This window comes from Agrobacterium sp. D14 (assembly GCF_001526505.1).
Taxonomy (GTDB): Bacteria; Pseudomonadota; Alphaproteobacteria; order Rhizobiales; family Rhizobiaceae; genus Agrobacterium; species Agrobacterium leguminum.
In genome coordinates this window covers 14,830-32,506 of the sequence record NZ_ASXX01000026.1, presented here as the reverse complement: position 1 = coordinate 32,506, position 17,677 = coordinate 14,830, and the positions used below count along the sequence as shown (strand labels likewise).

17 protein-coding genes are annotated in these 17,677 nt (G+C 59.9%); 6 read left to right on the top strand and 11 right to left on the bottom strand.

Annotated elements, in window-relative coordinates:
• Nucleotides 1–76: 76 nt before the first annotated feature.
• From L901_RS16130 to L901_RS16120, 3 genes are all read left to right on the top strand, one after another.
• The gene (locus L901_RS16130; RefSeq protein WP_059758590.1) at nucleotides 77–2,281 is read left to right on the top strand and encodes a type I secretion system permease/ATPase; all 2,205 of its coding nucleotides are present in this window, start codon (nucleotides 77–79) and stop codon (nucleotides 2,279–2,281) included.
• An 8-nt stretch (nucleotides 2,282–2,289) separates the two neighbouring features.
• Entirely contained in the window at nucleotides 2,290–3,648 is a 1,359-nt protein-coding gene (locus L901_RS16125; RefSeq protein WP_059758587.1) for an HlyD family type I secretion periplasmic adaptor subunit, read from the top strand.
• A gap of 85 nt (nucleotides 3,649–3,733) precedes the next feature.
• Nucleotides 3,734–4,228 (top strand): hypothetical protein, encoded by a 495-nt coding sequence (locus L901_RS16120; RefSeq protein WP_035262271.1) that lies wholly within the window; start codon nucleotides 3,734–3,736, stop codon nucleotides 4,226–4,228.
• A gap of 78 nt (nucleotides 4,229–4,306) precedes the next feature.
• Here L901_RS16120 and L901_RS16115 read toward each other — a convergent pair whose 3' ends face one another.
• The 4 genes from L901_RS16115 to L901_RS16100 form a co-directional block, all read right to left on the bottom strand.
• Complete coding sequence (locus tag L901_RS16115) at nucleotides 4,307–5,617, bottom strand: O-antigen ligase (RefSeq protein WP_059758584.1); 1,311 nt, start codon at nucleotides 5,615–5,617, stop codon at nucleotides 4,307–4,309.
• Between the two features lie 7 nt (nucleotides 5,618–5,624).
• Complete coding sequence (locus tag L901_RS16110; RefSeq protein ID WP_059758583.1) at nucleotides 5,625–6,881, bottom strand: polysaccharide biosynthesis/export family protein; 1,257 nt, start codon at nucleotides 6,879–6,881, stop codon at nucleotides 5,625–5,627.
• Nucleotides 6,882–7,075: 194 nt separating this feature from the next.
• On the bottom strand, nucleotides 7,076–7,756 hold the full coding sequence (locus L901_RS16105; RefSeq protein WP_003523803.1) for a sugar transferase: 681 nt from the start codon (nucleotides 7,754–7,756) through the stop codon (nucleotides 7,076–7,078).
• A 619-nt stretch (nucleotides 7,757–8,375) separates the two neighbouring features.
• Nucleotides 8,376–8,924, bottom strand: a complete 549-nt coding sequence (locus L901_RS16100) for a cupin domain-containing protein (protein ID WP_003523802.1) — start codon at nucleotides 8,922–8,924, stop codon at nucleotides 8,376–8,378.
• Between the two features lie 145 nt (nucleotides 8,925–9,069).
• Between L901_RS16100 and L901_RS16095 the strand changes: the two genes are divergently transcribed.
• The gene (locus tag L901_RS16095; RefSeq protein WP_059758580.1) at nucleotides 9,070–10,404 is read left to right on the top strand and encodes an aspartate aminotransferase family protein; all 1,335 of its coding nucleotides are present in this window, start codon (nucleotides 9,070–9,072) and stop codon (nucleotides 10,402–10,404) included.
• A 53-nt stretch (nucleotides 10,405–10,457) separates the two neighbouring features.
• On the opposite strand, the gene L901_RS16090 is transcribed toward L901_RS16095, so the two are convergent.
• The 4 genes from L901_RS16090 to L901_RS27455 form a co-directional block, all read right to left on the bottom strand.
• Entirely contained in the window at nucleotides 10,458–11,243 is a 786-nt protein-coding gene (locus L901_RS16090; protein ID WP_059758579.1) for a L,D-transpeptidase, read from the bottom strand.
• A 19-nt stretch (nucleotides 11,244–11,262) separates the two neighbouring features.
• Complete coding sequence (locus tag L901_RS16085; RefSeq protein ID WP_059758576.1) at nucleotides 11,263–12,318, bottom strand: murein L,D-transpeptidase family protein; 1,056 nt, start codon at nucleotides 12,316–12,318, stop codon at nucleotides 11,263–11,265.
• A gap of 175 nt (nucleotides 12,319–12,493) precedes the next feature.
• Nucleotides 12,494–13,279, bottom strand: coding sequence for an SDR family NAD(P)-dependent oxidoreductase (locus L901_RS16080; protein ID WP_059758573.1), 786 nt, complete (start codon nucleotides 13,277–13,279; stop codon nucleotides 12,494–12,496).
• Nucleotides 13,276–13,659, bottom strand: a complete 384-nt coding sequence (locus L901_RS27455) for a hypothetical protein (protein WP_020811489.1) — start codon at nucleotides 13,657–13,659, stop codon at nucleotides 13,276–13,278. Before L901_RS27455 ends, L901_RS16080 begins: the two co-directional genes overlap by 4 nt.
• Before the next feature lie 97 nt (nucleotides 13,660–13,756).
• On the opposite strand from L901_RS27455, the gene L901_RS16070 reads away from it, so the two are divergent.
• Nucleotides 13,757–14,332, top strand: coding sequence for a DNA-3-methyladenine glycosylase (locus tag L901_RS16070; protein WP_059758570.1), 576 nt, complete (start codon nucleotides 13,757–13,759; stop codon nucleotides 14,330–14,332).
• Here the strand turns inward: L901_RS16070 and L901_RS16065 are convergent.
• From L901_RS16065 to L901_RS16055, 3 genes are all read right to left on the bottom strand, one after another.
• Complete coding sequence (locus L901_RS16065) at nucleotides 14,307–14,501, bottom strand: hypothetical protein (RefSeq protein ID WP_059758599.1); 195 nt, start codon at nucleotides 14,499–14,501, stop codon at nucleotides 14,307–14,309. The two genes, L901_RS16070 and L901_RS16065, sit on opposite strands and share 26 nt — an antisense overlap.
• 229 nt (nucleotides 14,502–14,730) lie before the next feature.
• Nucleotides 14,731–14,928, bottom strand: coding sequence for a hypothetical protein (locus L901_RS16060; protein ID WP_003523793.1), 198 nt, complete (start codon nucleotides 14,926–14,928; stop codon nucleotides 14,731–14,733).
• 174 nt (nucleotides 14,929–15,102) lie between these two features.
• Complete coding sequence (locus L901_RS16055) at nucleotides 15,103–16,116, bottom strand: substrate-binding domain-containing protein (protein WP_020811486.1); 1,014 nt, start codon at nucleotides 16,114–16,116, stop codon at nucleotides 15,103–15,105.
• 269 nt (nucleotides 16,117–16,385) lie between these two features.
• Between L901_RS16055 and L901_RS16050 the strand changes: the two genes are divergently transcribed.
• Complete coding sequence (locus L901_RS16050) at nucleotides 16,386–17,651, top strand: ABC transporter substrate-binding protein (protein WP_059758568.1); 1,266 nt, start codon at nucleotides 16,386–16,388, stop codon at nucleotides 17,649–17,651.
• Nucleotides 17,652–17,677 lie beyond the last annotated feature (26 nt).

Genomic DNA, 17,677 nt, shown 5'->3' with positions numbered 1-17,677 from the left:
CAGGTGGGGCTGCAAACGCGCCCCGCTATAGCCGGAACCGCAAACACCGCTAGATCACCGAGGGGACCGATATAAAATGGATCATATTTCTAGAAAAACCATTGCCGACGGACGCTCGCTGGACTTGCCGCTGGATCAGGACGCGGAAGACAGCAAACTGACGGACGCCTGTATTTCAGCAATCAATGAAGCCGTCGAAAACCTGCGCCAATTATCCGGCGCGGAACAGACGGCGAAAGAAGTTTCCTCCCCTGCACAGACCGCCTCCCCACAAGTTCTCTCCCAACCGCATGCAAAAACGGAGCAGGCGGAACAATTGCGGGATGTTCCCGCGGAAAGGCCGGCACCTCAACGGGACCGGCAACCTGCCTCCCCGCCGGAACCGCAGGCCAAGATCGACAATGCCGACCTGCCTTTCGTCAAGACCATCGACAATAATGACGGACCGATCCGTGAAAACGAACGCCGGCCGGTGACGGGCGGCGGCGGCAAGGAACCGACGGACAATGGCGGTGGCGGCGGTGGCGGCGGCGGTGGTGGAAGCCAGAGCGGTTTTCACAAACGCAGCGAGCCGATCAATTTCGCCGCAAGCCTTGCCAAGGGCATCGCCGCCGTGCGGCGCAACATGGTGGTGGTGATGCTGTTCACGGTCGCCATCAACGTCCTGCTGCTCGCCATCCCGCTTTATCTGTTCCAGATTTCCGACCGGGTGCTGACCAGCCGCTCGATGGATACGCTGGTGATGCTGACGGTCGCCGTCCTTGGCGCGGTTCTGCTGCAGGCCTTCATGGACGCCATCCGCCGCTTCATCCTGATGCGCACGGCCGTCGAACTCGAGGTGCAGCTTGGCGCGCCGATCCTGTCCGCCGCCGCCCGCGCCTCCCTGCATGGCAGCGGCAAGGACTACCAGACCTTGCAGGATCTACAGCAATTGCGCTCCTTCCTCACCTCCGGCACGCTCATCGCCTTTCTCGATGCGCCGCTGATGCCGCTTTTCATCGTGGTGGTCTATCTCGTCCATCCGCATCTCGGCATCATCATCATGGTCTGCTGCGTCGTGCTGTTCGGCATCGCCTGGCTGAATCAGCGCTTCACCGCAAGGCAGTTCTCCGAGGCTTCCGGTTATTTGAGCCGCGCCAATTTCCATCTCGATTCCATGTCGCGCAATTCGCAGATCATCAATGCGCTCGCCATGATCCCCGAAGCGGTGAAGATGTGGGGCCGCGAAACCGCCGGCTCGCTGAAATCGCATGTGGCGGCGCAGGATCGCAACATCATGTTCTCCGGCGTTTCCAAGGCGGCGCGCATGATTACCCAGGTGGCGCTGCTCGGCTGGGGCGCGCATCTGTCGCTATCCGGCGAACTGACCGGCGGCATGGTGATTGCAGCCTCCATCATTTCCGGCCGCGCACTGGCGCCCATTGAAGGCGCGATCGAAGGCTGGCACCAGTTCAACAAATCTGCCGCCGCCTATGGCCGCATCAAGCAGCTTCTCATCAATTCGCCACTCAATTTCCCGCGTCTGCGCCTGCCCAATCCAGAAGGGCGTCTCGATGTGGAGCGCATCCTCTTCGTGCCGCCGCCGCAGAAGAAAGTGATCCTGAACGGCATTTCCTTTTCGCTGAAAAAGGGAGAGTCGCTCGCCATCATCGGCAATTCCGGCTCCGGCAAGACGACGCTTGGCAAGATGCTGGTGGGCTCCATTCTGCCCACATCAGGCAATGTGCGCCTCGATCTCATGGATCTGCGCAACTGGGACCAGCGACAATTCGGTGAAAGCATCGGTTATCTGCCACAGGACGTGCAGCTTTTCCCCGGTACCATCAAGGCCAATATCTGCCGCATGCGCGACGATATCGAGGACCGGCAGATCTACGAGGCGGCAGTGCTGGCCGATGTGCACGAGCTGATTGCCGGTTTCCCGCAGGGTTATGAAACCGTGGTCGCTGCCGATGGCGCACCGCTCTCCGGCGGCCAGAAACAGCGCATCGCGCTTGCCCGCGCCTTTTTTGGCGATCCAAAATTCGTGGTGCTGGATGAGCCGAACTCCAATCTGGATACGCAGGGCGAACAGGCGCTGGCCAAGGCGCTGCTGCACGCCAAAAGACAGGGCATCACCACCGTCACCATCACCCAGCGGCCGGCGCTGCTTCAATGCGTCGACAAGATCATGGTGCTGAAGGACGGATCGGTCGCCATGTTCGGCGAAAGGATGGACGTGCTGAAGGCGCTTTCCGGCAATGGCCGCCAGGCCAACCAGTCCCCGCAGATCGAGGGTTGAGAACCGTCATGTTCAAAAAGAAAAACGCCATTGCCGAAATCAAACCCCAGGGCCAGCTCGAATGGTACAGCGAGGTGCCGCGCTCGATCCGCCTGCACAGTTCGATCGGTCTTGCCGTGCTGCTCGCCTCCTTCGGCGGTTTCGGATTCTGGGCCGGCACCGCACCGCTCTCCTCCGCCATCATCGCCCAGGGCAGTTTCGTCGCCACCGGCAACAACAAGGTGGTCCAGCATCTGGAAGGCGGCATCATCAAGGAAATGATGGTCAGCGAAGGAGACACGGTCAAGGAAGGCGACGTTCTGCTGACGCTGGACAAGACGACGGCGCTTGCCAACGAGCGCATGTTGCAGCTGCGGCGGCTTCGCCTCGAAACAATCGTGGTGCGCCTGCGCGCCGAGGCCCAGGGCGCAAAAAACTTCAAGGTGCCGGATATCGTCATGAAGGAAGCCGGCGATCCGGATATCAATTCCATCATCCAGAGCCAGAACATCGTGTTCCACAGCAAGCTCATCAAGCTTGAGGAACAGATGAACCTGATCGACAAGAATATCCGGTCGCTGGAGTTCCGCTATGCGGGCTATGACGGCCAAAAACAGTCCTTCGACCGGCAACTGGCGCTTTTGACACAGGAGCGCGATTCCAAGGAGCGGCTCGCCAAGGACGGCGTCATCCGCAAGACCGACATGCTGGCGCTGGAGCGCGCCATCGCCGACGCCATGGGCGACATCGCCCGGCTGAGCGGCGAAATGAACCAGAGCGAGGCGGAAATCGCCAAGTTCCGGCAGGAAGCGGTCATTGCCGTCAACGCCAACAAGCAGGCGGCGCTCGATGCGCTGGAAACCGCCGAATCCGATCTCGACAGCGTGCGCGAACAGGTGCGTGGCGCCGCCGAAGTGCTGGAGCGCACCGTCATCCGCTCTCCCGTCAACGGAACCGTGGTGCGCGCCTATTATCATACACCGGGCGGCGTCATCACCACCGGCAAGCCGATCATGGAAATCCTGCCCGCTCATGTGCCCCTTATTCTGGAGGCGCAGGTGCTCAGGACCTCCATCGACCAGCTGCATGAGGGCCAGACGGCCGCGATCCGCCTGTCGGCGCTCAACCGCCGCACCACACCGGTTCTGAACGGCAAGGTCTTTTACGTTTCCGCCGACAGCATCGAGGAAAATGCAGGCCTTCAGGTCAAGGACGTCTATATTGTGCGGGTGCAGATACCCGACGAGGAAATCGCCAAGGTTCACAATTTTCACCCCGTGCCCGGCATGCCGGCCGACGTGCTGATCCAGACTTCGGAGCGTACCTTCTTCGAATATCTGACCAAGCCCATCTCCGACAGCATGTCCCGTGCTTTCAAGGAAAGATGAAGAAATATCAGTAACCTACACTGTCTTTTCCGCAGCGGTCGGCATATAATATCCAAATATGTTTCGTCGGGGCGGGAGAAGCAGCATGGCGGCGATGTCGGATGTATTGCTGCTGGTCGGCAGGCTGAATTACGTGTGGACCAACACGGAAAGCCTGATGATCTATCTGATCGTCCATCTCCTGAAAGTGGAAAAGGAAGCGGCCATCGTCGTGTTCCTGACGCTCAACACCACGCGGGCGCGCATGGATCTGATCGAGCGCCTGGCGAAGCTTCCCTCCACCGATGCGAAGGACCGCAAGACCATCCTCTCCATCATGGCGCGACTGAAGAAGGAAGCGAAGACGCGCAACAAATATAATCACTGCATCTATTCCTTCGACGAAAAAGGCGAAATCGCCAGCACGCAACTCATGCGGCTGGTGGAGGATGACAGCCAGGTGCGCTATGGCAAGGTGGAGCGCATGGACGAGAAGGAAATCGGACAGCTCGAAAAATCGATCGCCGACATCGTCGAGGTCAGCAAGGACATGTGGAGTTTCATCCATGCCAGTCCGCATGTCTCTGCGGATTATCTTTAGAACCACCTCGTCTACGTCATTCCGGCCTTGAGCCGGAATTCAGCCGACGCGGCTCTCGCGCGGCGAAGACGGGTTCTTTCAGCCCAAGGACTTGGGCTGGCTGGATTCCGGCTCAAGGCCGGAATGGCGGAGAGAGAAACCGCCACGAACTCCAGTTAGGTGAACGCTGCCCTCCGCAGCCCTTGCCGGAAGGCACAGTTTACCGGCTGCGAAGTAAAGCAGGAACGAGCCGATCTGGTAGGGGAAGATGATGTCGATCTCCACGAAGGAACGCACGACAAACAGGGCGCAGATCGAAAACAGGATGACGCCCTGCGGATCGCTCTTGCGCATCAGCACCGAGCGCAGATGCCCGAGCAGCGTTCCGTAAAGCACCATGCCAAGCAGCAGCATGCCGACAAAGCCGTTTTCCACCACGGTTTCGATATAGGTATTATGGAAATGGAAGCCGCTGCGGCCGGTAATGAAGAAATCGTTCCACAGCCGTTCGGCATCGGGAAAACCCGCAACCCAGAACCCCTGATAACCGACGCCGAGGATCGGCGTCTGTTTCGCCGCCTCAATGCCCTGCTGCCAGAGGTAAGTTCGGCCAGTCAGCGTCGAATCCTTGCCGAAAATGCCGAGAATGGCGTCCAGCAGGCCGAATTGCAGGGATGCGACCGCCAGCAATGCGCCGAGACCACCGAGCACAAAAAACGTCATCTTTCGGTTCGCCGGCGAAAGCATGCCGATGGGGATGAAGCCGATGATGAGCGCGACCACCGCCGCCGTGGTAATAGTGGATGTGGCCGATTGGGACGCAAGGAGGCTATAGGCCGACAGGAGCCCGGTGACGCCGGCAATCGGCAACCAGATGCCCCTTTGCTTGAGCACCAGCGCCGATGCGGCGGCAAAAATGACGCCGAGCGAGGCATAAAAACCGAGCTGGTTCTTGGAAGAGAAAGCGCCGACGAAACTATAGGTGCCATCCAGCGCATCGAAGAGATAAATGCCAAATAGCAGCGAATAGAGCAGTACGACGGCGATGCCGATCAGCGCACCGCGCGTCAGCGTCCGGATGGAGATCACCCGCATGGCGATCAGCGCGCAGACGATATGCGTCATATACTGGATGGAAGCGCGCATGGTCACCGACGCCGCTTCCGACCAGAAGCTGGACAGAACCGTCAAGATGCCGAAGGCGAATATCCAGAGATAGCGCGGATAATTGCCGAGCACGCGCCGGTAATCGACCACCACCAGCGGCAGCCACATGCCATAATAGGCCAGAACCGAGATTTGCCCGAAACGCGACGAATAGGCGAAGACGAAGAATGACAGCGCAACCGCCGCCATTCCGTAAATCTCATTGCGTTCGGGATCGATCAGCGCCGATTTGGCGATCCGCATTGAAACCTCACTGCATCAGGATTTCAGACGAGACCTTGATGACATCGCCGGGCTGGAGCATGGCGTTTTCATCCACCTTCAGCTCCTTCGGCTTGCCGTTTTCCTCACGCACCACGACATAGCCGATCGTTGCGGACTTGCCCGACGGGTCGAAACGGATCGCTTCGGCCGATTGCGCCAGCGCTTCCGACATCAATTCGCGGCTGGTGGTCAGCTGCAGATTGAGCTTGTCCAGTTCCGCTTCCGTGTCCTGCAATTCCTTGGAGCGCTGCGCCACCCAGTCGTTACGCAGATTGATCTCGTCCTGGGTCGCCTTGTTGATATCCTGTTTGGCGCGCAGCGACTGCGTATCGATATCGAGCAGGTTGGATTCCACTTCCGCCGCGCGTTCTTCCGCGGAAATACGCCGTTGCGACAGCGCAAGCCCCTGCTCGTTCAGCCGGTTGACGCGGTCGCGGTCCTCGTTGGCAAGCTGGAGCTGACGATTCTGCGTTTCCGATTTCTTCTTCAGGGATTCGACTTCGCTCTGCAGAAGAGCATGCAGGTCGGTCAGCGCCTTGAGCTGCAGGGTGTAACGTTCGGTGCGCGATTTCATCAGCGCACTTTCGCTGGCCAGCAGCACGTCGATCTCGCCGATCTTTTCCATTTCAGGCGTCTTGGTGATGGTCGCGTCACCCTTGACCTCGGCGACCAGCCGCGCCTGGCGGGCGAGCAGCCTTGCGCGCTGGTTGTCGTAGACGGCGGCGTCACCGCGGGCATTGATGAAGTCACGGGCAAAACGCTGCCCGGCATCCGAGCGCCGCAGGCCGCCGGCAAGGCTGACCGCCTTCAGCACCGTGAGATTGGCGGCATAGGGATATTCGCCCGGCGTCTGCACGTCGCCGCTCAAGAAGATCGGCCGGAACTGCGCGATCTCGACGGAGGCCGAAGGCAGGTTGCGAAGGGCGAACTTGCTCTGAAGCTGGGCTCCAATCTCTTCGCTGACCTCCGATGGGGTCTTGCCCGCAACATCCAGCTGGCCGATGAAAGGCAGGGAAAGCGCCCCCGACGGACCGACGGAATAATCGCCGTTGATCACATCCCAGTTGCGGATGCTGCCATCTGCCGGCTGCCATTCGGCAACGCGGATACGCAGCTTGTCAGCGGTACCGAGCTTATATTGAGCGCCATCCGCAGCCATGGCGGAGAGCGGCGCGGCAAGGGCGACGGAAGCGGCAAATACGAAGGCCACAAACGGGCGGCGGGCGGCAGACAAGCCGTTCATCGGGAAACTCCCTGTTAGCGGATCGCCACATGGGCGATCCGGCCGTCGCGCAACTGGGCAAGGCCGGCTGCACAGCGCCGCGAAAAGCGGCCGGTATGATTAGCACCAATGACGCACCCAAAGACCGGACTTGGGATCCCGGTCGGGGTGCGTGTCGAAACGAAGATCGATAAAGCCGAACTCAATATCGGTTTTCAGTAGCTTCCGCGTGAAAGGCACACGGCGGGAATGGTCTTGACGATGATGAAGACATCCTGCCGCATCGACCAGTTCTGCACATAGTGCGTGTCGAAAGCGACGCGGGTCTTGTAGGATACGTCGTTGCGGCCGCTGATCTGCCAGAGGCCGGTCAGGCCAGGGCGGGTGCTGAGATAATAAGCGGCAGCGCTTTCATAATAGCTCAGTTCCTCATCCACGACCGGGCGTGGACCAACCACGCTCATTTCGCCGCGAATGATGTTGAGGAGCTGCGGCAGTTCGTCGAGCGAGAGCTTGCGCAGCACGGCGCCGACAGCAGTAACACGCGGATCGTTCTTGAGCTTGCGGGTGGCGCGCCATTCTTCGGCGGCTTCCGGATTGGCGGCAAGATATTGCCGCAGAATCTCATCGCCATTCATCGCCATCGTCCTGAATTTCAGGCAATGGAAATAGCGGCCATTATGTCCCACACGCCGGTGGCCATAAAAGATCGGGCCTGGATCAGACAATTTCACCAGCGCGGCGATCAACAGGAATATCGGGCTGAAGATGAGCAGCGCAAGCGCAGCCGATGTCATATCGAAACTGCGTTTTGCGATGCCCCCGATAGGGAAACTGACATCGAAGTCTTCGGAGCTGCTGAGTGTCTGTTCAGCCGATTGGGTCGCGGACTTCATAGAGAGAACTCCATTTATGTTTTGCGATTGGTCGGTGCCCGGAGGCGCGTCTTTCCGTCTAAAAGAGATAACAAGTCTGTGTTCGGAATTTGATGCTAATGGATTTTTTGTAAGGCACATTGGCCATAACCGTCTATGCGATTTCTTGCGCGAGCGGCCGATCAACGTCCGGGCAATATTAACGGTTGCATAAAAAAGCAACAAATGTGCCGAGGGCCATGTGTTGAGAGCATGGGTGCCGCCCCGGCATGTATTGGGTTTTGTGCCAGCGACAGTCTTTTCTTATGTGTTTCTTATGACTTGGCGAGATGAGACAGGAACGTTAAGAACAGCCACGTCTGTAACAGAATATAAAAATTTTTTGCATCGCAGCAAGATTGTGGCAATGCATATAAAATTTGACATATCCGTAGGGATTTTTTTGCCTGACATTGCCGGGCCGCCAAGAAAAAGCGATGGAAAAATTGCTAAAAGGGCGCAAACACGGCAAAAGAGTGGCGAGAAACTGCATTCTAGTCATGGCAGCCACGCAAAATTGCCGTAGCTGCCAGCCATTTTTTACCGAATTGCCCGGACTTGACCGCTCTAAGAGCGTTACGAGACGCAAAAACCGCTGGAATCAGAAGGTTGGCGGTGTGCAGGCGCTGATGACCTCACAGGGCACGGGACCGACGCAACGGAAACGATGCGGCCTGCGGCTTTCGAAATAATAGGCATCCCCCGGCCCGAGCACCCGCCTCTCTTCGTCGACCGTCACTTCCAGCCGTCCGGAGAGGATGATTCCTCCTTCCTCGCCATCGTGAACCAGCGGTACCTTACCGGTATCGGCACCCGGCTGGTAACATTCCTTGAGGATTTGCAGGCTGCGGCCGAAGACATTCTCACCCACCTGCCGGAAGGATATCGGCCCCTTGCCGATTTCAACCAGCTCATCCGCCCGGTAAAAAGCCTTGCGGCTTGTCTCCGGCTCGAAAGCGAAAAACTCGGCAAGGCCGATCGGTATGCCGTCGAGAATGCGTTTCAGCGCGCCGACGGAAGGGTTCGAGGTATTGGATTCGATCAGAGAAATCGTCGAATTGGTGACACCGGCACGCCTTGCCAGTTCCCGCTGGGAAATATTGTGGCGCAGCCGCAAATGGCGCAAACGCCCGCCTATATCCACCGACATGCCTGAGCCCCCGTTGCCCTTGTTCGAAATATCGAAAACATGAGTTAAGGCCTATAGCATTTTCAATGGCTTGGCCACAGAGAGAAAAGGGCTTGTTCAGTCGCGAAAATAGCATTCAATCACCGGCAACGAACAGGAGACCACCATGGACAACCCGAGCCGATCCAATTCCACCTCTCTCGACAGCTACTGGATGCCGTTTACCGCCAACCGGCAGTTCAAGGCCAATCCCCGCCTGCTGACGAGCGCCGAGGGCATGTATTACACCAGCAATGACGGTCGCCAGGTTCTCGACGGCACGGCTGGCCTTTGGTGCGTCAATGCCGGCCACGGCCGCCAGCAGATCGCGTCTGCCGTCAAGCACCAGCTTTCGACCATGGATTACGCGCCCTCCTTCCAGATGGGCCACCCGGTTGCCTTTGAATTCGCCGAGCGGCTGGCGGAGATTGCACCCGGCCCGGAAGGTGCAAAACTCGACCGTGTCTTCTATACGGGCTCCGGATCGGAATCGGTCGATACGGCGCTGAAGATCGCCATCGCCTATCAGCGCGCCATCGGCCAGGGCACCCGCAGCCGGTTGATCGGTCGTGAGCGCGGTTATCATGGCGTCGGTTTCGGCGGCATCTCCGTGGGCGGCCTCGTCAACAACCGTCGCGTTTTCCCGCAAATCCCCGCAGACCACCTGCGCCACACCCATGATCCGGCGAAGAACAGCTTCGTGAAGGGCCAGCCCGAGCACGGCGCCGAGCTTGCGGACGATCTGGAACGTCTGGTCGCCCTGCATGGCGCGGAAACCATCGCCGCCTGCATCGTCGAACCGGTCGCCGGCTCCACCGGCGTGCTGGTGCCGCCGAAGGGTTATCTGGAGCGCCTGCGCGCCATCTGCGACAAGCACGGCATCCTCTTGATCTTCGATGAGGTCATCACCGGTTTCGGCCGCATGGGCTCCACCTTCGCCACCAATTATTTCGGCGTTACGCCCGATATCGTCACCACCGCCAAGGGACTGACCAACGGCGCGATCCCGATGGGCGCGGTCTTCACCAGCCGCAAGGTGCACGATGCGCTGATGCATGGGCCGGAAAACCAGATCGAGCTGTTCCACGGCTATACCTATTCCGGCCACCCGGTCGCCTGCGCCGCCGGTATCGCGACGCTCGACATCTATCGCGATGAGGGCCTTTTCACCCGCGCGGCCGAATTGCAGGATGTCTGGCATGACGCCATCCATTCCCTGAAGGGCCTGCCGAATGTCATCGACATCCGCACCATCGGCTTCATCGCCGGCATCGAGCTGCAATCGCGCGACGGTGCTGCTGGCGCACGCGCCTATGATGTCTTCGTGGATTGCTTCGAGCGCGGCCTGCTTATTCGCGTTACCGGCGACATCATCGCCCTTTCGCCGCCGCTGATCGCCGAAAAATCCCATTTCGACGATATCGTCTCGATCCTCGGCGATGCGCTGAAGCGCGCGCAGTAAAGACCATGCAAACAAAAAGGCCGCGCCTGGAAGCGCGGCCTTTTTTTACCTTGTCAGTAGGCCTGCATCGGTTGCGAGAGGCCGTCGCCGATCACGCCGTTACCATATTGCGCCACGGGCACACCTTCCTGGCCAATCGGCACGCCCTGCTGTGCGGGGCCGAGCGCCGTCACCACGATCGGCGTGCCATCGGGCACACGGTTATAAAGGTCGATGATATCCTGGTTCAACAGGCGCACGCAGCCGGAGGATACCGACTTTCCGATGGTCCACCATTCCGGCGAGCCGTGCAGGCGGTAGATCGTGTCCTTGCCATCCTTGAAGATATAGAGCGCGCGCGCGCCGAGCGGGTTCTTGAGGCCCGGCTCCATGCCGCCGTTGCGGCTGCTATAGGGTTCGAGCTCCGGCTGGCGCGCGATCATCTCATCGGGCGGCGTCCAGCGCGGCCATTGCCGCTTGTACTGAATGACGCCGCGACCGGCCCATTCAAAGCCCGCGCGGCCGAGGCCGACGCCATAACGCATGGCCTGATTGTTCTCATAGGTGAGATAGAGGAAATGATTGGCGGTATCGACAACGATAACGCCGGGGCGTTCACCCGTCGGGTTCGCCACCATCTGCCGCAGGAACTGACGCGGAATCCGCTTGTAGGGGATTTCCGGCAGCGGGAACTGCTCGTCCGGCTTGGGGCCGTACATCAGGGCATACATCGGGTCGTCCGCGGGTGCTGCAGGCCGGGCGGCCTCACGCGCGGTTGTGTTGCAGCCCGCAAGGCCGGCAAGCGCCAGTCCACCTGCTCCAAGCAGGAAACCCCGCCGGGTCGTCGTCGTCTCGTTCAATTGAAAAACCTCATTTACGTCATCTCACGCCGGCAAAGGGATCTGCCAGCGCCGCCTCGGGGCGGCTGATAGGGTACTTCGTGCCGGAAACCTGCGATGCCATGGCCTTGGCGCCGTTCGATTTCAAAATGGCCCGGAAGCTCGGATGCATGCCGCCGTCTACATACGCGCTGAGCGGGCTGGAAGTTCCCTCACTCATCGCGGCGGCAAATTTTTGTTGCTCTTCGGCCAGTTTCGAAGCCACCAGCGGATCCTGCTGGTTGATGGCCGGCGGGCAGGCCGCCAGCGGATCGGCAGGTTCGCCTTCGGCAAATTCACTGTTGAAGACATAACGGCGACCGCAGACAGAAACCTTGGGCTGCCGGCGCGTCACTTCGAAATAGTCGTAGCCTTCCTTCAGCGTCTTCCAGAACGGCATATTGGGGTCGTCCCGATGCGCCACCATGTTCCTTGCGCTCATGCGGAAGGGGTAGGCCTGTACCTGAAAGCGGTCCTGCCCGCCCTGAAGCGCACGCGCGACGATGGCGTAAATCTCGCCCACCTGGGCATCGGTCATGGCGTAGCAGCCTGAAGAGGAGCAGGCGCCATGCACCATCAGCGCCTCACCGGTGTAACCGAGCGCCGATTCCAGCCGGTTGGGATAACCGAGATTGAAGGAGACGTAATATTGTGAGTTCGGGTTCAGCATGCCGGCCGAGACATGATAAAACCCTTCCGGCGCCTGCCGGTCGCCCGTCTTCATCTTGGGGCCGAGCTTTCCGGACCAGCGGCACATGGGATAGGCCTTGAGCAAGGCGTAATTTCCGCTCTTGTCGACCTTCCAGACCTCAAGCTCGCTTTCCTGCTTGAAAATGCGAACGAGGACAGGGCTTTCCGGGCGCATGCTCTTGGCCGACATCTGTGCCATCATCTTGGACGACAGTTTCGGCGGGTCTTTCTTGACGCTATCGAGCCCCATGGAAGTGCACGCGGCAAGGCCGCCACCGATCGCAACGATCGCAGCCATTCTTGCCCCTGCCCTTACCTTTTGCCGCAACCCCGCAACCGCGAAATCCAGCAATGCCTGCATGCCCATGGATTGTTCTGCCCGCCTGATTTGCCCGCCTTTCCGGCAGACGCTTAACTATCGAAGGTGGCCACAACACGGCAACCTCGCCCATGGACAAAGTCTCGTGAACAGACGTTACCCATTCGTTAATCATAAGGACACAAGCCCGTGATGGTGTGGGCAGTGACAGTACCGGCCGCGATTATCGAAGCAGCCCCTGACCGCCATCGATCCATACCGGCGTGCCGGTAATGTGGCGGGACGCATCCGACGCCAGGAAACCGATCAGCGCAGCGACATCGTCGCTGGTTCCGGCCACGCCGCCGGTTACCGGAATATCCCCAGCCGGAAAACGAACTGGAACCTCCGTTTTTTCCCGCCCGCGTATATCGGTATTTTCATCGATTGCCGTTTCGATTTCGCCCGGACACACCGCATTGACGCGAATACGGTGACGCCCCAGCTCCAGCGCCAGTTGTTGCGCCATGGCGAGTTGCCCGGCCTTCGTCACGGAATAGGCCGTAGCACCGGGCGATGTGAAGGTGCGGGTGCCATTGATCGACGAAACGATGACGATGGACCCGCCGCCGGCCGCTTTGAGATGCGGCACGCTGGCATGGACGGTGAGATAGGTGCCGCGCAGGTTGATGCGGATCGTATCGTCCCATTCGGACGGTTTCAGCTCATCGACGGGCGCCCAGACGCCGTTGACGCCGGCATTGGCCACCACGACATCAAGCCGGCCGAAATCCTCAACCAGCGCTGCGACCGCGTGACGCATGGCCGCTTCATCCGACACATCGGCCACAAGCACCTTCGAAGAACCGGATGCAGCGCCGATTTCCCGGGCGACATCGTTCAATTCCGATTCGGTGCGGCCCAACAGGCCGACCGAGAAACCCTGCGCCGACAGATGAAGGGCGGCGGCGCGCCCAATGCCGGAGCCAGCGCCGGTTACCAGAGCGACTTTGCGAACAACCAATGTCACCGCCCCCCTTTTCGGGAAGCAATGGACGTGACCGTCGCCGAGACGGGATCACTTGCCGGAAAGCTGTCCTCCAGCCCCTCTTCCAACTCCTCCTCCAGAATGTCGCGATCCTTCGATGTGCGGGCGCTCGCCTGTCCGTGCGGAGCTTCATCCTGCGCCGTACCTAGAGCGGAAAATTGCGAAGGCGCATCCGCACCATGGCGCGTTCCGAACGCGGTCAGTTGCACCATTACCGCGCTCGCCCGCTTGATGGCCTCGGCATCGTCGATCCCTTCAAGACCGTCGGCGAGGCGAACCGAGACCTGATCGCCGTCGTTGCCGACGAACTCGACGGAGATAACCCCGTTATTGCGTTTTACATAGGTCGTCGAAAGTTGCATGACATGCCCTCCGGCTTGGAAAGCACCGGTACGAATCCGATGCTGGAAAACGGTTAGAACCTGAATTCACAACGACGGCAGAGCGGAAGGGTTCCAGATGGATCAGGCCTTTGGCCCGGAAATGCAGGAGGGTTTCTTCCTGCGCGATGCGCTGGATGTGGCCCGCGCCCTCATCGGCGCGGAGTTCCGCATCGGCAATACCGGCGGCATCATCGTGGAGACCGAAGCCTATCATCCGGACGACCCGGCATCCCACAGTTTCAACGGGGAGACCCCGCGCAACAGGGCAATGTTCGGCCCGGCCGGCCGTCTTTATGTCTACCGGTCCTATGGTATTCACTGGTGCGCCAACTTTGTCTGCGCCCCGGGTTCCGCCGTGCTTCTGCGCGCCATCGAACCCCTGACCGGCATAGACATGATGAAACTGCGACGGGGAACTGACAAGCCGAAACTTCTCTGCTCCGGTCCGGGCAGGCTCTGTCAGGCGCTCGCGATTACAGGGGAGATGGACGGCGCGCCGTTGAACGCAGCGCCGTTTTTCCTGCGGTTGCCGAAAGAAGCCGCCGCCGTCACCAGCGGCAGACGAATCGGCATCAGCCGCGCGACGGAATATCCGTGGCGCTTCGGGCTCAAGGGCTCGGCTTTCGTCAGCAAGAAATTCGAGAACGGATAGGCGTGAAAGACGAGAGCACCTTTGGCGGCCCGTCATTTTCGTCGGGGTTGGGTGTCGGCGCCTCGTCCGGCAACCGGTCAGGTTCCGGCTCTTCCACCGGCGGAATATCCGGCTGCGGCGGCACGGGCATCGGCGGTTCGGGATAGGGTTCGGCGGGAACGGCTGGCATCGCGGCCTCCTGATAAACACGCTTTGCCACGATGGGCACAAGCTGCGTTTTTATCTCGTGGGACAGCGCCTTTGCGCTGCCGCCAATCAGGCGGCGCAACACCCAATTCGCCCATCGGTCAAATGCCGGTCAGGTCCCTTCGGTCCGGTTGCGCCGCCCTGCGGGTCGTACAGGGAAAACGCGGGCACGGCCTGTCCGTTCCGTTTTTAAGGAAGGTTTTTGCGATGGCTCAGGCGAAACCGAGCGCGCTGCGGGAAATATCGCGATTTTCGCAATAGTCGCGGGAATGGGCCTCGTGACCATGCTCACGAGCGGTCGAACGGTTCAGTTCCGGGCTCGGAACGTTGAGCAGCGCATCGGCATAGGTGCCGGTCGCCTCGACGTCATCGATCACAGTCTGCTGTTGCGGTTTTAAAAATTCAAACATCCGTCCACCTCCTTCGACACGTCCCCTCAACGCGCCGGCCCGGGTCCTGTTCCATAACGCCCGTGACTGTTCCGATTATACATGAGACGGCGCGGACGTATAGATGACGAAAGGCGAACGTTATCAACTGACGTTCACAAAATGGAGTGGAATCAGTGAGCTATGGCGACAAGTTCAGGCAGGGCCGACCGATTCCCGCAAGATCAGTTCGACCGGCCACAATTCCTGAACCTCGCGAACGGGACGGCCGCCGATGATTTGCAAAAGCAGGTCCGTCACCCGCATGCCCGCCATGCGCATGGGCGAGCGGGTGGTGGAAAGCGGCGGCATCATGCTTTCCGGCGTAAGGTAAGGAAACACGTCGTCATGGGCGATGACGGAGACATCCCTGCCGATCGTCAGCCCCATCTGCGTCGCGGCGCGATAGACACCCTGCGCCGTCATCATTGCACCCGCCACAAAGGCCGTTGGGCGCGGCGTCTGTTCCAGCAGCGAGCGGGCGAAGCGAAAGGCCGTCTCTTCGCTGAAGTGCTCATTCATCATGAAACGCGGATCCGGCGTAATGCCGTGCGTCGCCAGCGCCTCGCGAAAACCCTGCTCGCGGTCCTGCACGAAGGTGCGGCCAACCGGACCATTGATAAGGGCGATGCGCCTGTGTCCGCGCTCCAGAAAATGGATCGTCGGACGATAGGTGACATCGTGATTGTCGATATCGAGCCAGGCATGTTCGAAAGGCGTCTTTGAGCGACCATGCACGATGAAGGGCACGCCCAATCGGTTGAGCAGTGCGATGCGCTCATCTTCCGGGCGGGGTGAATGCACGATGATGCCATCCACCCGGCCGCTCGACGCCAGCCGGCTGAAAATCGCCAGTTCCTCATCGAGATTATTGTCGACGGTAACGCTGACGAGAATGTCGGTCTCTTCCCGTTCCAGCCGGGTCGCCATGCCGCCCATGAATTCGGAAAAGAAGTGCCCGCCGCCCGAACGGCCCATGACGACGCCGATGGCGCCCGCCCTGCCCGTCGCCAGCCTGACGGCATTGGCATTCGGCCGGTAGCCGTATTTCAGCGCAGCCTCCATTACCCGCTGGCGCGTTTCCTCGCGCACCTCGGGGTAGCCGCCCAGCGCCCGGCTGACGGTGGTGGGCGAGAGCCCGACTTTCTCTGCGAATTCCTTGAGCTTCATAATTTTTTGCCAATTTGCCCCTGCATGCGTCGCCGCCGCGGATTTTTCAAGCCGACAAAAATTGAAAACGATTTCAATTTTCCTCCACCTGAAACCTTACAGTTGATCATTCCCAAAGGCAAACGCCGAAAAATTGCAGGCGAAAACAGCCGATTTCCGGGGGATTAGAAAGAGTATTGACAGATTGCTCGGCTTTTGAGAGCCTCGCGTCAGTCAAAAGCGCTTTCAATTTTGAGGACAATCGGAAGCGTCAACGGAGGAGTTTGACAATGAATATTTCCATGAAGACTTTGTTCCTGTGCGGAGCGGCGTTTTCCGCCGCCGTTTCGGCTGAGGCGGCCGAGCTTTCCATCGCCGCCAATTCGACCGGCAAGAACGTCGCGTTCTTCCGCGAACGGATCGCCGCTTTCGAGAAAGAGACCGGTCACAAGGTCAATCTCGTCACCATGCCGTCATCGTCCAGCGAACAGTTCAGCCAGTACCGGCTGTGGCTTGCCGCCGGCAACAAGGATGTCGACGTCTACCAGACGGACGTGATCTGGGCGCCGCAACTGGCCGACCAGTTCGTGGATCTGACCGCAGCGACAAAGGATGTCATCGGCGATCATTTCCCTTCCATCGTCGCCTCGCAGACGGTTGACGGCAAGCTCGTTGCCATGCCGATGTTCACCGACGCGCCGGCGCTTTTCTACCGCAAGGACCTTCTGGAAAAATATGGCAAGCAGCCGCCGAAGACCTGGAAGGAACTGAGCGAGACCGCCAAGGAAATCCAGGACAAGGAGCGCGAAGGCGGACAGAAGGACCTCTGGGGCTTCGTTTTCCAGGGCAGCGCCTATGAGGGCCTGACCTGCAACGCGCTGGAATGGATCGCTTCCGCCGGCGGCGGCCATATTGTCGAGACCAACGGCGATATCTCCGTCAACAATGAGAAGGCCGCAGCCGCCATCGAAACCGCCAAGGGCTGGGTCGGCACCATCGCGCCGCAGGGCGTACTCGCTTATAAGGAAGAGGAAGCGCGCGGCGTCTGGCAAACCGGCAATTCCGTCTTCATGCGCAACTGGCCTTATGCATATGCACTGGGTAATGGCGACGACAGCGCCATCAAGGGCAAGTTCGGCGTCACCCCGCTGCCAGCTGGCGCGGAAGGCGAAGCCCCTGCTTCGACACTCGGCGGCTGGAACCTCGCCGTTTCGAAATATTCCGACGATCAGGAAGCGGCCATTCAGCTCGTGAAATTCCTGGCGTCGAAAGACACCCAGAAGCTGCGCGCGATCCAGCTCTCCAACATGCCGACGATCGCATCCCTCTACGACGACAAGGATGTCGCCGCCGCGCAGCCCTTCATGCCGACATGGAAGCCGATCTTCCAGACCGCCGTTCCCCGTCCTTCCGCCTCGGCGAAGGTGAAGTATAACGAGGTTTCCGCCAAGTTCTGGGGCGCCGTGCACAACACGCTCTCCGGCAACGGCACGGCGGCTGAAAATCTCGAACTTCTCGAGGTTGAACTGACCGATCTCAAAGGCAACGGCTGGTAATCCGGCCCGCGCGGGAGGCGGTCTCG

Coding starts and splice junctions, on each gene's coding strand:
- L901_RS16130 (WP_059758590.1), top strand. CDS start 77: ATGGATCATATTTCTAGAAAAACCATTGCCGACGGACGCTCGCTGGAC.
- L901_RS16125 (WP_059758587.1), top strand. CDS start 2,290: ATGTTCAAAAAGAAAAACGCCATTGCCGAAATCAAACCCCAGGGCCAG.
- L901_RS16120 (WP_035262271.1), top strand. CDS start 3,734: ATGGCGGCGATGTCGGATGTATTGCTGCTGGTCGGCAGGCTGAATTAC.
- L901_RS16115 (WP_059758584.1), bottom strand. CDS start 5,617: ATGCGGATCGCCAAATCGGCGCTGATCGATCCCGAACGCAATGAGATT.
- L901_RS16110 (WP_059758583.1), bottom strand. CDS start 6,881: ATGAACGGCTTGTCTGCCGCCCGCCGCCCGTTTGTGGCCTTCGTATTT.
- L901_RS16105 (WP_003523803.1), bottom strand. CDS start 7,756: ATGAAGTCCGCGACCCAATCGGCTGAACAGACACTCAGCAGCTCCGAA.
- L901_RS16100 (WP_003523802.1), bottom strand. CDS start 8,924: ATGTCGGTGGATATAGGCGGGCGTTTGCGCCATTTGCGGCTGCGCCAC.
- L901_RS16095 (WP_059758580.1), top strand. CDS start 9,070: ATGGACAACCCGAGCCGATCCAATTCCACCTCTCTCGACAGCTACTGG.
- L901_RS16085 (WP_059758576.1), bottom strand. CDS start 12,318: ATGGGCATGCAGGCATTGCTGGATTTCGCGGTTGCGGGGTTGCGGCAA.
- L901_RS27455 (WP_020811489.1), bottom strand. CDS start 13,659: ATGCAACTTTCGACGACCTATGTAAAACGCAATAACGGGGTTATCTCC.
- L901_RS16070 (WP_059758570.1), top strand. CDS start 13,757: ATGGATCAGGCCTTTGGCCCGGAAATGCAGGAGGGTTTCTTCCTGCGC.
- L901_RS16065 (WP_059758599.1), bottom strand. CDS start 14,501: ATGCCAGCCGTTCCCGCCGAACCCTATCCCGAACCGCCGATGCCCGTG.
- L901_RS16060 (WP_003523793.1), bottom strand. CDS start 14,928: ATGTTTGAATTTTTAAAACCGCAACAGCAGACTGTGATCGATGACGTC.
- L901_RS16055 (WP_020811486.1), bottom strand. CDS start 16,116: ATGAAGCTCAAGGAATTCGCAGAGAAAGTCGGGCTCTCGCCCACCACC.
- L901_RS16050 (WP_059758568.1), top strand. CDS start 16,386: ATGAATATTTCCATGAAGACTTTGTTCCTGTGCGGAGCGGCGTTTTCC.